General features: G+C 61.6%; 12 protein-coding genes. 10 read left to right on the forward strand and 2 right to left on the reverse strand.

The features are described from left to right. Positions 1-29 precede the first annotated feature (29 nt). Together QTL56_RS19970 and QTL56_RS19975 are read left to right on the forward strand one after the other, a co-directional pair. Positions 30-1571 (forward strand): trimethylamine methyltransferase family protein, encoded by a 1542-nt coding sequence (locus QTL56_RS19970; RefSeq protein WP_370660312.1) that lies wholly within the window; start codon positions 30-32, stop codon positions 1569-1571. Between the two features lie 17 nt (positions 1572-1588). Further along, on the forward strand, positions 1589-3631 hold the full coding sequence (locus QTL56_RS19975) for an NADH:flavin oxidoreductase (protein ID WP_245135111.1): 2043 nt from the start codon (positions 1589-1591) through the stop codon (positions 3629-3631). A 66-nt stretch (positions 3632-3697) separates the two neighbouring features. Here QTL56_RS19975 and QTL56_RS19980 read toward each other — a convergent pair whose 3' ends face one another. Together QTL56_RS19980 and QTL56_RS19985 are read right to left on the reverse strand one after the other, a co-directional pair. Continuing rightward, entirely contained in the window at positions 3698-4351 is a 654-nt protein-coding gene (locus QTL56_RS19980) for a PRC-barrel domain-containing protein (protein ID WP_245135113.1), read from the reverse strand. A 220-nt stretch (positions 4352-4571) separates the two neighbouring features. Continuing rightward, on the reverse strand, positions 4572-5408 hold the full coding sequence (locus QTL56_RS19985) for an SMP-30/gluconolactonase/LRE family protein (RefSeq protein ID WP_245135506.1): 837 nt from the start codon (positions 5406-5408) through the stop codon (positions 4572-4574). A gap of 389 nt (positions 5409-5797) precedes the next feature. Here QTL56_RS19985 and QTL56_RS19990 point away from each other — a divergent pair, with 389 nt between their 5' ends. The 8 genes from QTL56_RS19990 to QTL56_RS20025 all read left to right on the forward strand — a co-directional run bounded on the left by QTL56_RS19990 (position 5798) and on the right by QTL56_RS20025 (position 14291). Further along, a complete protein-coding gene (locus QTL56_RS19990) occupies positions 5798-6535 on the forward strand; it encodes a helix-turn-helix transcriptional regulator (RefSeq protein WP_245135115.1) in 738 nt (245 codons plus the stop codon). Between the two features lie 344 nt (positions 6536-6879). Continuing rightward, the gene (gene apbC, locus QTL56_RS19995; protein WP_245135117.1) at positions 6880-8040 is read left to right on the forward strand and encodes an iron-sulfur cluster carrier protein ApbC; all 1161 of its coding nucleotides are present in this window, start codon (positions 6880-6882) and stop codon (positions 8038-8040) included. Between the two features lie 154 nt (positions 8041-8194). After that, a complete protein-coding gene (locus QTL56_RS20000) occupies positions 8195-9172 on the forward strand; it encodes a magnesium transporter CorA family protein (RefSeq protein WP_267498918.1) in 978 nt (325 codons plus the stop codon). A gap of 15 nt (positions 9173-9187) precedes the next feature. Further along, positions 9188-11089 carry a potassium transporter Kup gene (locus QTL56_RS20005; protein WP_245135119.1) on the forward strand — a complete coding sequence of 634 codons (1902 nt, stop codon included), beginning with the start codon at positions 9188-9190 and terminating at the stop codon, positions 11087-11089. 174 nt (positions 11090-11263) lie between these two features. Next, complete coding sequence (locus QTL56_RS20010) at positions 11264-12457, forward strand: cell wall hydrolase (protein WP_245135121.1); 1194 nt, start codon at positions 11264-11266, stop codon at positions 12455-12457. Positions 12458-12822: 365 nt separating this feature from the next. Beyond that, positions 12823-13185: an AtpZ/AtpI family protein gene (locus QTL56_RS20015; protein WP_229572860.1), complete on the forward strand. Its 363-nt coding sequence runs from the start codon at positions 12823-12825 to the stop codon at positions 13183-13185. A 57-nt stretch (positions 13186-13242) separates the two neighbouring features. Beyond that, complete coding sequence (locus QTL56_RS20020) at positions 13243-13995, forward strand: F0F1 ATP synthase subunit A (protein ID WP_112240870.1); 753 nt, start codon at positions 13243-13245, stop codon at positions 13993-13995. Positions 13996-14063: 68 nt separating this feature from the next. Then, positions 14064-14291 carry a F0F1 ATP synthase subunit C gene (locus tag QTL56_RS20025; RefSeq protein ID WP_112240872.1) on the forward strand — a complete coding sequence of 76 codons (228 nt, stop codon included), beginning with the start codon at positions 14064-14066 and terminating at the stop codon, positions 14289-14291. Positions 14292-14296 lie beyond the last annotated feature (5 nt).

Genomic DNA, 14296 nt, shown 5'->3' on the forward strand with positions numbered 1-14296 from the left:
ATAGCCTGCGGTAAAATGGAGGGGTGCGAATGGATCAGGTGATTGCGGAACCAATGCCGACGCGGCGGCAGCGCCCGGCTCGACGCGGCACGGCGACAGTCTCGCCGCTCGTGGTGCCCTTCATCCGGCGCAACATCCCGACCTACGACATCCTGTCGGAGGAGAGCCTGCTGCGGATCGAGGCCGTGGCCGACCGCATCCTGGCCGAAATCGGCATCGAGTTCCGTGACGACCCGGCAGCCCTCGACCTCTGGCGCAAGGCCGGAGCAGATATGGATGGCCTTCGCGTGCGTTTCCCAAAGGGCATGCTGCGCGAGATCCTCGCCTCCGCGCCGGCGATGTTCACCCAGCACGCCCGCAACCCCGCCAACAATGTCGAGATTGGCGGCAATGCCGTGGTCTTTTCGCCGGCCTACGGCTCGCCCTTCGTCATGGATCTCGACAAGGGGCGCCGCTACGGCACGATCGAGGACTTCCGCAATCTGATCAAGCTTGCCCAGTCCTCGCCCTGGCTGCACCATTCTGGCGGCACGATCTGCGAGCCGGTCGATGTGCCCGTCAACAAGCGCCATCTCGACATGGTCTACAGCCATATGAAATATTCCGACCGCGCCTTCATGGGTTCGGTGACGGCAGAGGATCGCGCCGAGGAATCGATCGACATGGCGCGCATCCTTTTCGGTGCCGACTTCGTCGATCAGAACTGCGTGATACTGGGCAATGTCAACGTCAACTCGCCGCTGGTCTGGGACGGCACCATGACCAGGGCGCTTCGAGCCTATGCCCGCGCCAACCAGGCCGCCGTCATCGTACCCTTCATCCTTGGCGGAGCCATGGGCCCGGTCACCAATGCGGGCGCCATCGCCCAGGCCCTGGCGGAAACCATTGCGGGCTGCGCGCTCACCCAGCTCGAGCGCCGAGGCGCGCCGGTCATCTTCGGCAATTTTCTCTCTTCCATGTCGCTGCGCTCGGGCTCGCCCACTTTCGGAACACCGGAACCGGCGATCGGCTCGATGGTCATCGGCCAGCTTGCCCGTCGCCTGAAGCTGCCGCTCCGTTGCGCCGGCAACTTCTCCAATTCCAAGTTGCCGGATGCCCAGGCCATGCAGGAGGGGGTCATGTCCATGCTCTCGGCCGTGCATTGCGGGGCAAACTTCGTTCTGCATTCGGCCGGCTTCGTCGACGGCCTGCTTGCCATGTCCTACGAAAAGTTCGTCATGGACACGGATTTCTGCGGTGCCCTGCATTCCTACCTCGCCGGCGTCGTGGTCGACGACAACACGTTGGCCATGGATGCCTTCGAGGAGGTCGGTCCGGGCAGTCACTTTCTCGGCTCGGCCCATACCATGCGCAATTATCAGACGGCCTTCTGGGATTCGGGCCTGTCCAACAACGAGCCCTTCGAAAAATGGTCCGAGGCCGGCTCCACCGACATGGCCACCCGGGCGAATGCCCGCTGGAAAAAGACGCTCGCCGAATACGAAGCGCCGCCTTTGGACATCGCCATCGACGAGGCTCTTCTAGACTACGTGGATCGGACGAAGCGCGCCAAGCCGGACGCCTGGTATTGAACAGGAATGCAGCACGTATGACCGGGAACAGCGATCCCCTTCTCCAGCCCTTCCAGCTGAAACACCTCACCCTCAAGAACCGCATCATGTCGACGGCACATGAACCGGCCTATTCGGAAGCCGGCATGCCAACCGAACGGTACCGTCTCTATCATGTCGAAAAGGCCAGGGGCGGCATCGCGCTCACCATGACGGCCGGCTCCGCCAGCGTCAGCCGCGACAGCCCGCCGGCCTTCGGCAACCTGCTCGCCTGGAAGGACGAGATCGTACCGCATCTGAAGCGTCTGACCGACGACTGTCATGAACACGGCTGCGCCGTGATGATCCAGCTCACCCATCTCGGCCGCCGCACGAACTGGAACAAGGGAGACTGGCTGCCGGTGCTCAGCCCATCCCCGATCCGCGAGCCCGCGCACCGGCACTTCCCCAAGGAGATCGAGGATTGGGACATCGAGCGCATCGTCGCCGACTATGCGACTGCCGCCGCCCGCATGCAGGAGGCCGGCCTCGATGGCATCGAGTTCGAGGCCTATGGCCATTTGATGGACAGTTTCTGGTCGCCGGCCACCAATCGTCGCGAGGATGAATTCGGCGGCTCGCTCGACAACCGCTTGCGCTTCTCCAGCATGGTGATCGCAGCCGTCCGACAGGCCGTAGGCCCGGATTTCATCGTCGGCATTCGCATGGTCGCCGACGAGGACTGGGACAGGGGCCTGAGCCGCAAAGAGGGTGTTGAGATCGCCAGCCGCTTTGCCGGTGGTGGCCAGATCGACTTTCTGAACATCATCAGAGGGCACATCGAGCACGATGCCGCGCTGAACAACGTCATCCCCATCCAGGGCATGGCGGCCTCGCCGCATCTCGATTTTGCAGGCGATGTGCGCGCGGCGACCCAATTCCCGGTCTTCCATGCCGCCCGCATCGCCGATGTCGCAACTGCCCGCCATGCGATCGCCGAGGGCAAGCTCGACATGGTCGGCATGACCCGGGCACATATCGCCGATCCGCATATCGTCAGGAAGATCATCGAGGGCCGGGAAGCGGAGATCCGCCCCTGCGTCGGCGCCACATATTGCCTCGACCGGATTTATGAAGGGGGCGAGGCGCTTTGCATTCACAATGCAGCGACCAGCCGCGAAGCGCTCATCCCGCACGACCTGTCGAGGGCCGAGAAAGCGCGCAAGGCCGTGGTCGTCGGGGCAGGGCCCGCCGGGCTGGAAGCGGCCCGCGTGCTCGCCGAGCGAGGACATGACGTCAAAGTCCTGGAAGCCTCGGGCAAGGCGGGCGGTCAGGTCAACCTGATAACCCGCAACCCCCGCCGCCGCGAAATGGTCGGGATTGTCGACTGGCGGCTGGCGGAGCTGGATCGGCTCGGCGTCGCAATCCACTATGACACTTACGCCGGCGCCGACGAGGTTCTCGCCTTCGAGCCGGACCTCGTGGTGATCGCCACGGGTGGCATCGCGCAATCGCCGGAGCTCGAACATGGCGAGGATCTCGTCGTTTCGAGCTGGGATATTCTGGCCGGCACCGTGAAGCCGGAGGGTCCGGTCCTGCTGTTCGATGACAATGGCGGCCATCAGGGCATGAGTGCTGCGGAGGTCATCGCCAATGCAGGTGTCGAGCTCGAACTGATCTCGCCCGAGCGCTTCTTTGCGCCCGAAATGGGCGGCATGAACCATGTGCCCTATGCGAAGACTTTTGCTGAGAAGAATGTCACGGTGACGATCAATACGAGGTTGGCCGGTGTGCGCCGCGACGGCAACGGACTGGTCGCCACGCTTGGCTCGGATTTTTCGGATGCGACGGTGGAACGCCGGGTCGCCCAAGTGGTGGTCGAACATGGCACCATGGCCAATGCGGATCTCTATTTCGAGCTTAAGCCCCTGTCGCGAAACCGCGGCGCTGTGGACTATTCCGCTCTCATTGCAAGGCGTGATCCGCTGCCGGTCAAGGATGAAGCGGCGCAGTTCGATCTCCTGCGCATCGGCGATGCGATCGAAAGCCGCAACATTCACGCCGCCATCTATGACGCGCTGCGCTATTGCAGTCTGCTCTAGCACAAACGGAAAAGGCGGCGCCGAAGCGCCGCCCGTCAGGAGCGTGATACGTCCCTCGTTCCGGGATCAGTTGTCCGTGGAAGAGGTTGTGGTGCCGTCGGTCGGAACCATGCCCGTGCCCGTGGAGCTGGCGTCGGCGGCCTGGTCATCCAGCGTACGGAATTCCGGAGCGTTGGTCAGGCTTTCGGCGGTTTCCGTGGTCGTCAGGCGAACTTCGGCGTCAGCAACGGCTTCCGTCGTGGTGGCAGCGTCACCGGTGCCGGTGGCGGCTGCATCATCCATCTCGCGGGAAATGGTGATCTTGTCGAACGGAATGGCGACATTCTTTTCGCCGATGCCGAGGAAGCCACCCACGCCGACGACAGCTGCGACGACGCCGCCGTCATCCTGCACGAGCAGGTCGTTGATGTCGCCGATCGACTGGTTGTCGGCGGTGTAGATCGGCTGACCCAGGAAGTCGTTGACCGAAATGTGGTTTTCAGCCTGTTCCGTCAGATATGTGGCGGAGCCGGCAGCGTCGGGAGCGGTCTGGGCAGTCGTGCCCATCGAGCCGTCCGTGGAGGCGTCAGGGGTAACCGGAGCCGGGGTGGCTGCACCATCGGTTGCGGCCGGAGGGGTCGTGGTGGTGGTGCCGGTGGCGTCCTGTGCGACGGCGAACGGAGCCATGGCGGTGGAGCTGAGCAGCATGACTGCGGCGAGTGCCTTGAGAGACTTGTTCATGGTGGACCTACCTTTCCTCTGAGATGGTCTGCGACTGACGCTGCCTGTTGTCATGACGACTGCGGCGGCGTCGGTTCGAGAGGAAAATGTCCGGGAAGCAGCTTCGTTCCGCCGGGAGATGCAGGTTTATTTTACCCGCCTGACGGGAACAAAATGATCGCTCGGCGGTTTGCCGGCCCCCGCAACGAGGGCCGGGCAATTCATGAATTGAAGAATGAAATCAGAGCTTGAAGCGCGGCTCGGCCTTGCCCTTCACGGCCACGCCGAGATCGAAGGTTGCACCTGCCAGCGGATCAGCTGCCCGCTCCGCATCCGACAATCCCTCCCAGCAGGAGGTCACGGCGAGCAGGTTGAAGCCCTCTCCGAAAAACGCCGGGCAGGTAGGCCGACGCATCGGGGTCGCATAACGCGCGATATGACGGCCGTCCGGGCTGTAGCGGTCGACGCCACCCCCACCCCAGTTCGCATTCCAGATCGTGCCCTCGAGGTCGACCACTGAACCGTCGATGACCCCATCCCGCTTGGACTGGTCGATGAACACGGTCGGCTGTCCCGTGGGGCGTCCGGTCGCCGGGTCGAGTTCGACCCGCATCATATGATTGACTTTCGAGTCGTTGAAATAGCCGACTGACCCATCGGGGGAGAAGCAGATCCCGTTCGGAATGCTGACGGCATCGAAGAGCTTCGTCACTTCGGTCCCCGCCACGTGATAGATCGCACCGGCGCCGGTTTCAGCCGTCCGGCTCATCGTGCCGATCCACAGCGCGCCGCTTGGATGCACCCGCCCGTCGTTTGAGCGGTTCTGCGGCTTGTCTTCAATCACGGCATAGGAGGAAAGCGTGCCACTCACGCTGTCGCGCAGGAAGAGCCCCTGGTCGGAGGCGATCAATTGCCGGATCGGGTCGATCACGGCCAGAACGCTACCGAGAAACGGGAGCGCATGCGTCTTCAGGCCGCCGGCTTTGACGTCGAGTTCGCACAGCGTTTTGCCGAGAATGTCGAACCAGAAGAGCGAGCCTGAGAGCGGGTCGCAGGTCGGACCCTCGCCCAGTTCCATGCGTTCCTCGGTCAGCACCGTGCCGTTGAAGCTTTCTGTCGCAATCACGCCTGTCCTCCTTGTCGATGGTCATCGCTACCTAGCCGCGCATCTGATCTTGCAGACAGCCGTTTACGGTAAAATTGATGGGGTATCTGGACCCTGTTCGCTTTACAAGTCTATGCTCCGGCACCCGAAGGAAGAGATTCGCGTTCGTGTTGCCTTTGGTGACTTTCACACCGTCGTTGCAGGTCCGACGAGCGGGTGTGTCCTGGCTTGACGTGATGTCTCGGGCTCATCGCGCTTTTTTCAATGTTCGGCCAATGGCAGGTGCAAAAACAATTGACGTATGCGTCTTTGACAAGCTTTCCGAAAATCATGACCGGTGTCCCGGTTAGGATCTGTGCGTGATGACGAACCAGGACATGGCAGCTGCGGCGCGCGTTGAAGGTTTGGTCGCCGATGTGAAGGGCTTCAAGACCCAGTTCGACGTCTTTCGCTTCATGAAGCGAGTGACCGAACTCTATGGCGCGCGCGCCTTCATGGTGCTCAACATGCCGGGTTCCACCGCCCAGAGCCTGGGCAGCAGCTCGATCATCACCAACTGGCCGGCGGATCTGCTGACGGAATTCGATCAGGTGGCGCTCTTGGCGGGAAGCCCGGTACTGGCCCATCTGCGGCGTTCTTCGATCCCGCTGCGCGTTGATATCGACGAAGTTTCGCTTCAGCGCGATCCCAAGTCCAGCGAAACCTCCAAGGCTCTCTTCACCCGTTTCCGCATGACGCGCGGCGCCTATTTCCCGGTTCACGATGCAACCGGGGCCCGCGGTGCCATCTCCTTCGTCGGTGATCGAGAGCCTTTCGACACGCTTGAGATGATGGAACTCGCCTATCTCGCGGCCCATGTTTTCAACCGTCTCGCCGAGATCCGCGAGATGGACAGCCGAAGCAGCGACATGCTGACCGAACGCGAGCTCGATTGTTTGAACTGGACGGCAGCCGGCAAGACAAGCGTCGAAATCGCCGAGATCCTGACGCTCTCCGAGCACACGATCAACCACTATCTCAACCGTGCCACCAAGAAGCTGGATGCCGTCAACCGCACCCAGGCGGTCGCCAAGGCGCTGCGGCTCGGCTTGATCAAGTAAGTGTAAACGATGGCGCATTTTTGTGCGCCAGGTATGGTTCCGCCTACTTTCCTGGCATGTTTTCCCGTCCTCGGCGCCTTCTGTCGCCTGCGGTCCGCATTTTCCGGCTGTTTGCCGTCTGGCACGCTTCCTGCATTCACAGTGTCAGTCCAGAGGGGACGTTGCACGACACCCGACAACGGGTGCAGCCTGACAAGCCGCCGCGGGGGGTGCTCTCCGCAGGCGGCTTGTCTGTTTCTGCGGCAATGGTCGCACCCTCTTCGCCGCATTTGCGGTTGGCGAACGCCTCCCGGTCTATTATCTGGTGTCGCAGACATGAATGTCCGAGCGGAAAGAATATCGAAATGACCGAGTTGTCGCGTGACTTTGTGGTTGAGGCGTTGAAGGGGATCCGTGGCCCGGATCTGGACGGAAACATCGTCGACCTGGGAATGGTCTCCGACGTTTTCATCTCGGACGGAAAGGTCTATTTTTCCATCAATGTTCCCGCCGAGCGTGCTCAGGAACTGGAGCCATTGCGGCAGGCGGCCGAGCGCACGGTCAAGGCAATTCCGGGGGTCAAGGGAGCCGTGGTCAGCCTGACTGCCGAGCGCAAGCAGGGATCTGCTCCGCCACCGCCGCGCCCTCAGGCCGCTGCGCCCGCCCATGGCCATGGGCATGGGCACAATCACGGTCCCGCCCCCAGTGGCCAGCAGAAAACGAAGGCAGGCGTTCCCGGCATCGACGCCATCATTGCGGTTGCCTCCGGCAAGGGTGGCGTCGGCAAGTCGACCACATCAGTCAACCTCGCTCTGGCGCTCAAGGCCAATGGCCTGCGTGTCGGCATTCTCGATGCGGACGTCTACGGCCCGTCGATGCCGCGCCTTCTCGGAATTACCGGTCGGCCGCAGCAGATCGAGAACCGCATCATCGTGCCGATGGAGAATTACGGCATCAAGGTCATGTCCATGGGCTTCCTCGTCGATGAAGGCACGGCGATGATCTGGCGCGGGCCGATGGTCCAGTCGGCTCTCATGCAGATGCTGCGCGAAGTCGCCTGGGGTGATCTCGACGTGCTCGTGGTCGACATGCCGCCGGGCACCGGTGACGCGCAATTGACCATGGCGCAGCAGGTGCCACTGTCTGGCGCCGTCATCGTCTCGACGCCGCAGGACCTGGCCCTGATCGATGCCCGCAAGGGACTGAACATGTTCAACAAGGTCGAGGTGCCCGTGCTCGGCATCGTCGAGAACATGAGCTACTTCATCGCGCCCGACACAGGCAATCGCTACGATATCTTCGGCCATGGCGGTGCGAAGACCGAAGCCGAGACGATCGGCGTGCCCTTCCTCGGCGAAGTGCCTTTGACGATTTCCATCCGCGAGACATCCGATGCCGGTACGCCTGTCGTGGTCAGCGAGCCCGACGGTCCGCAGGCGAAGATCTATCGCGACATCGCGACGAAGGTCTGGGAGCAGGTGAAGGCCCGGTCCGGCCGCGCCGCGCCCTCGATCGTCTTTGAGTGATCTGAGCTGAATTCAGGCGGCTGTTCCGGTTTCGGCTGAGCCAGCCGTGCACGGGCAGCATTGCTGTGCTGCAGCAATTGCTTTGGCTTTCGCTTCGGGTCTATGATTGTGTCCAAGACTTCCAACGCCGGCGTGCCACGAAGGTGACCAGTCCTTGATCAGGGCCTATCGAAGAGACGGAAGTGTCGAAGTCATCGGCAAAGAGCCGATATCTGGCGATTTTCCCGAAGACATCATCTGGATTGATCTGATTACGCCGACGCTCGAGGAGGAACACCTCGTGGAGGCCCGGATCGGCATTCCCCTTCCGACACCGGAAGAGTTGAAGGATATCGAGCCGTCCAGCCGTCTGTATGTCGAGCACGACGCCATCTACATGACGGCGTCGCTGCTCTACCGGACGGAATCCACCTATCCCTTGTTGAGCGATGTCGCCTTCATCCTCTCTCGCGGCCGCCTGATCACCATCCGCTACGCCGAGCCGAAGTCGTTTGCCCTTTTCAGTGCCAGCCTGTTGCGGATGAATGGCCAGTGCGACACCGGCGCAAAGCTGCTCGGCCACCTTCTCGAGACCATCATCGACCGCACCGCCGAGATCCTGGAAACGCTTGCTGCCCGCCTCGATGCGCTGTCGATCACCATCTTTGTCAACCGAAAGGCTGCCAAGCGCCGCCCACCGCGTTTCCTGGAAGACAAGCTTCTCGATATCGCCAGCCATCACCAACTGGTCAGCAAGCTGCGCGACAGCCTCGTTTCGCTGTCTCGCCTCGTCGTGTTCCTCCAGTCGCAACCGATCGTGCGGCGCGAGGAAGAGGCGGCCGAACTCTGCAGCATCGTTGCGCGCGACATTCAGTCGCTCGGTGAGCATGCGGCCTTTGTCGGCACCAACATCACCTTCATGCTCGATGCCTCGCTCGGACTGATCAATGTCGAGCAGAATGCCATCATCAAGATCTTTTCGATCGCCTCGGTGGTCTTCCTGCCGCCCACTCTGGTCGCATCGATCTACGGCATGAACTTTGACTTCATGCCGGAACTCGCATGGAATCTTGGATATCCGCTGGCGCTTTTCGCCATGCTTTTGTCCGCCATCATCCCCTTCCTGTTTTTCCGTTGGAAAGGCTGGCTCTAACGAGCCTGTAGTCCCATGCAAAAGATCGATGACCAGTCCGGGGCTGGACCGAAGGATGCGCGCAGTCTTCTTCTTCTCGCGCTCGGTTCAGTCGGCGTCGTCTATGGCGACATCGGCACAAGCCCCCTCTATGCCTTTCGTGAGGCGCTGAAGCCCATCGGCGTCGACGGCATCACTCGCGTCGAGGTCATCGGCGTGATCTCGCTGATGATCTGGTCCCTGACCATCATCGTCACCCTCAAATACGTGCTGTTCCTGCTGCGCGCCGACAACGACGGTGAGGGTGGTACGCTGTCCCTTCTGGCGCTCCTGTCGAAGGCCGCCAATGGACATGGCCCGATCCTGATGGCTTTGGGGCTCATCGGTGCCGCACTCTTCCTCGGCGATTCCATGATCACGCCGGCGCTATCCGTGCTTTCCGCGGTCGAGGGCCTGAAGCTGGTGGCCCCCGAACTCTCGGATTTTGTCGTCCCGATCTCCCTGGCGATCCTGATCGGCCTCTTTGCTGTCCAGTCACGAGGGACGGGCGCTATGGCGCGCTTCTTCGGCCCGATCACCGCGCTCTGGTTCATCGTCATGGCGGCCGGCGGCATCATGCACATCTTCGATGATCTCGGCATCTTCGCGGCCTTCAATCCCTGGTATGCGGCAACCTTCATGGTGCGGGAAGGTTTTCTCGGGATCGTCGTCCTCGGCGCCGTCTTCCTGACGGTCACAGGTGCCGAAGCGCTCTATGCCGACCTTGGCCATTTCGGCCGCAGGCCAATCCAGCTTGCCTGGTTCGCGCTGATCTTTCCGGCGCTTGTCCTGAACTATCTGGGGCAGGGCGCCCTGGTTCTCAGCAATCCCGCTGCCATGTCCGATCCCTTCTTCCTGATGTTCCCGTCCTGGGCCTTGCTGCCGATCGTCATTCTGGCGACTTTTGCCACGATCATTGCCAGCCAGGCGGTCATCACCGGCGCCTTCTCGCTGGTTCGCCAGGCGATCCATCTCGGCTTCCTGCCGCGCATGCAGATCCTCTTCACCTCGGAAACCCAGACAGGCCAGATCTATCTGCCCTCGGTCAATACGCTTCTCCTGGTCGGCGTGCTGGCGCTTGTCCTGCTGTTCGAGAGCTCGGAAGCGCTCGCCACCGCCTATGGCATCTCCGTCACCGGGGCTATGGTGGTGACCACGATCATGGCCTTCGAATTCGTCCGCAAGAAGTGGAACTGGAGCCTGCCGCTCGCCACCGTCATGCTCCTTCCGCTGCTCGTCCTCGAACTCGTCTTCCTGGGGGCCAATCTGCTGAAGATCCAGGATGGCGGCTATGTGCCGGTTCTCTTTGCAGCCGCCTTCACCGTCGTCATGTGGACCTGGCGGCGGGGCACGGCGATCATCTTCCGGAAGACCCGGCGCGACGACATTCCGCTCGAAGACTTCGTCCGCATGATCGAAAAGAAGGGCGAGCATGGGCCGGCGCGTGTGTCCGGCACGGCGATCTTCCTGACCAGCGACCCGACCCGCGCGCCAGCGGCCCTGATGCACAATCTCAAGCACAACCACGTCATCCATGAACGCAACATCATTCTCACCATCCGGACGCTCGGCCGGCCACGCGTCGCGGAGCACGAGCGGTTTGAGGTGGATGAGATCTCGGAACGTTTCTCGCGCGTCGAGATACGATTCGGCTTCATGGAAACACAGAACGTCTCGAAGACGCTGGCCAGCCTGCGCCGCGGGGGGCTGAAGTTCGACATCATGTCGACTTCCTTCTATCTGGGGCGGCGCAAGCTGGTGGTGGGTGCCGGCATGGGCATGCCCCATTGGCAGGATCGCCTTTACATAGCGCTCGCCGAGGCCGCCGCCGACCCGTCGGATTACTTCCGGCTGCCGGCGAACCGCGTCATTGAACTGGGCTCGCACGTCGTCATCTGACGGCGAGGGAGCGCCGCGAAATACAGCAAGGCCGTCGGCGCATCCGGCGGCCTTATCCGTTTCTCCCGTGCACTCTCGAACCTGTGATCCGGTGTTAACCAAGCATCAAGGTTAACAGGAGATATTTCTCTAATGTAATCCTGTTGGGGACCGGTACGCCGGACCCGCGTCGGTATGAGTTGGAGTGTGGCCTTGCGTCCCAAGTTTCGTCCTTCGAAGAAGGTCCTCTCCCGATTGGAGAACTGGACCTCTCCCCTGGTCTTCGGCCTCGCCTCCTGGCTGATCTTCCCCACTGTGGCCGCCCAGGCCGATATGGCCGGTCTTCTCACCGGGCTTGATCGTGGCACCAGCAATTGGCGCATGGTCATGACATCGTCGCCGGCCGGCTCCATCCACCAGGCCAGTCTCGCCTTTTCCGAGGACGAGGCGTCCTTGGCCCTCTCCGGGGGCGCGGGCCTCATTCTGCCCGATGGCCGCCGGATCGCCTTCGATGGCGGCAAGGCGGATCCCGGTTCCCTGCCGGACGAAATGCGCGTCACCCGCGACCAGAAGAAGGGCAGGGTGGTCGCTGTCGAACACATGCTGCCGCCGCGCGCTTTCTCTGCCGGATCGATCCTGCAGCGCTCCAGCTCCCTCATGGAGCCGAAACTGAAGACGCCGTCCGTATTCGCCCGCGAAGGCGACAAGGCGACGCCGGTCGAACTCGCAAGTTTCTATTTCAAGCGCGACAAGCCGCCTGTCGACCCGTCACTCACGCCGATGGTCGCGGACCTCGTCACAAACGCGGTTCCCGACGTGTTGGCGACCGCCTACGCGCCACCGCCACCGGATTATGCCTCTGTCTCCCCGTTCGACAGCATCCTCACGGATCAGCAGGAGGACCAGGGCCGCTTCATTCCGGAGATCGGGCCGCAGGACCATGCCTGGGCCGCCACCCCGCTGCCGGCCGGTGTCTTCTCCGACAAGGAGCAGAAATGTCTGGCAGAGGGCATCTATTTCGAAGCACGCGGAGAATCGGTGAAAGGCCAGGCGGCCGTTGCTCAGGTCATCCTCAACCGCGTCCGCAACCCACACTATCCGGGCAGCATTTGCGGCGTCGTCTATCAGAACGAGGACTGGCGCAACCGTTGCCAGTTCTCCTTCGCCTGCGACCGTATCCCCGACATCATCACCTCACCGCGCCACTGGAAGGTCGCCAAGGAGATTGCCATGGCGGTCACCGCCGGCAAGATCTGGTTCAAGGATGTCGGCTCGGCCACCCATTACCACGCGACCTATGTCCGCCCCGCCTGGGGCCCGACGATGAAACGGGTCGAGAAGATCGGCAAGCACATCTTCTACCGCACCTATGGCGGCGGCTGGAGCTGATCGCACCAGTCGACATGCCGCATGTCTGACCGCCAACCCGACACGAACCGAGCGCTGACTCGTTCTGCAAGGCCCCGGCGCGAGTCTCCGGCGTCCGGCAAGCGCGGGATTCTCGTGCTTGTTTGCAGCCAAGTGGACCGAATTGTCCCATGTCATGCGGCATAAAACGCCGCATTGAGCTTAAGCCTATGAAATATATGGGTTAATTTGTCTTGTAACTTGCCCTCTCTATGCCTTGACTATGCGGGGCCTCAAAATTATGGTGCGGCCGACTTCAAAGCGGGCCAGAAGGGTTTGTATCCGGCCGTTTCTGCATTCCTTTCGGGCGTAAACGGCCCATAGAAGACGGAGCGGGCGAACTGACCATGACGGACAAGCAAGAAGAGGGTCTGGACGAACGTCGTCGACGACTGGCCGCGGAGCTCGCACAGCGAGGTGTCGCGGACAAGACCGAGGAACGCGACGAGAAGCGCGCCGAAGAAACCCGGAAGGGTTACGGAATGGCGATGAAGATCTCGAGCGAATTCATCTCGGCGGTCATCGTGGGTGCGATCCTGGGCTATCTTTTTGACCACTTTGTGGGCACGGGGCCATGGGGCATGATTGTCATGTTGCTGTTGGGCTTCTGTGCCGGCGTATTGAACGTCATGCGGACTGTGGGAATGGTGGCCTCGGCTCATCCGGCGGATCGCAAGATGGATTTGACCAACAAGGGCGAAGACCGCTAGTCGGTCGTCGCAGTATGAAAGTGCCCGCCTCTGGCGGCAAAAGCGAAAGAGCAGAACGTGGCGAACGATCCGACTCATCAGTTCCTGGTTCAAAAGATTGTGCCGATCGAAATCGGTGGAATCGATTTCTCCTTCACCAACGCTTCGCTGTTCATGGTCGCAACGGTCGCAGTCGCTGCCGGTTTCCTCTATTTTTCCACGGCCAATCGCGGCTTGATCCCGACGCGCATGCAGTCGGTCGCCGAGATGTCCTATGAATTCATTGCCTCGATGCTGCGCGAAGGTGCCGGCAGTCACGGGATGAAGTTCTTCCCCATGGTTTTCTCGCTGTTCATGTTCATTCTGACGGCGAACCTTCTCGGGATGATGCCTTACTTCTTCACCGTCACCAGCCAGATCATCGTGACCTTCGCCCTCGCGCTCTTCGTCATCGGCACAGTGGTCGTCTACGGCTTCTACAAGCACGGTTTCCACTTCTTGCAGATCTTCGTCCCGAGCGGTGTTCCCGGCGCGCTTCTGCCGCTGGTCGTGATGATTGAAATCATCTCGTTCCTGTCGCGTCCGATCTCTCTCTCCGTGCGTCTCTTCGCCAATATGCTGGCCGGACACATCACGCTCAAGGTTTTCGCAGGCTTCGTCACCTCGCTCAGCGCGCTCGGTGCGCTCGGCATCGGTGGTGCGATCCTGCCCCTTCTCATGACCGTCGCCCTGACGGGTCTCGAGTTCCTCGTCGCCTTCCTCCAGGCCTACGTTTTTGCGGTGCTGACTTGCATGTACCTCAACGACGCAATACACCCCGGCGGGCACTAAGGATCACCGACATCGGCGCTTTCGCGCCAGTCAAAAGCCGCAACAACCCATCTCGAAGGAGTTTATTCATGGAAGCGGAAGCAGCAAAGTACATCGGCGCAGGTCTGGCTTGCTTTGGCATGGCCGGCACGGCTCTTGGCCTCGGCAACATCTTCGGCAATTACCTGGCGGGCGCTCTGCGCAATCCGTCTGCCGCTGACAGCCAGTTCGGCCGTCTGGTATTCGGCTTCGCCGTTACGGAAGCTCTGGGCATCTTCTCGCTGCTCATCGCTCTCCTTCTCCTGTTCGCCGTCTGATAACG

It is taken from the genome of Peteryoungia algae (assembly GCF_030369675.1).
Lineage (GTDB): Bacteria > Pseudomonadota > Alphaproteobacteria > Rhizobiales > Rhizobiaceae > Allorhizobium > Allorhizobium algae.

Bases quoted from the DNA above. Each gene is read 5' to 3' on its own strand.
- QTL56_RS19970 (WP_370660312.1), top strand. From the start codon at position 30: ATGGATCAGGTGATTGCGGAACCAATGCCGACGCGGCGGCAGCGCCCG.
- QTL56_RS19975 (WP_245135111.1), top strand. From the start codon at position 1,589: ATGACCGGGAACAGCGATCCCCTTCTCCAGCCCTTCCAGCTGAAACAC.
- QTL56_RS20005 (WP_245135119.1), top strand. From the start codon at position 9,188: ATGCAAAAGATCGATGACCAGTCCGGGGCTGGACCGAAGGATGCGCGC.
- QTL56_RS20025 (WP_112240872.1), top strand. From the start codon at position 14,064: ATGGAAGCGGAAGCAGCAAAGTACATCGGCGCAGGTCTGGCTTGCTTT.
- QTL56_RS20010 (WP_245135121.1), top strand. From the start codon at position 11,264: ATGAGTTGGAGTGTGGCCTTGCGTCCCAAGTTTCGTCCTTCGAAGAAG.
- QTL56_RS19980 (WP_245135113.1), bottom strand. From the start codon at position 4,351: ATGAACAAGTCTCTCAAGGCACTCGCCGCAGTCATGCTGCTCAGCTCC.
- apbC (WP_245135117.1), top strand. From the start codon at position 6,880: ATGACCGAGTTGTCGCGTGACTTTGTGGTTGAGGCGTTGAAGGGGATC.
- QTL56_RS19990 (WP_245135115.1), top strand. From the start codon at position 5,798: ATGACGAACCAGGACATGGCAGCTGCGGCGCGCGTTGAAGGTTTGGTC.
- QTL56_RS20015 (WP_229572860.1), top strand. From the start codon at position 12,823: ATGACGGACAAGCAAGAAGAGGGTCTGGACGAACGTCGTCGACGACTG.
- QTL56_RS19985 (WP_245135506.1), bottom strand. From the start codon at position 5,408: ATGGAACTGGGCGAGGGTCCGACCTGCGACCCGCTCTCAGGCTCGCTC.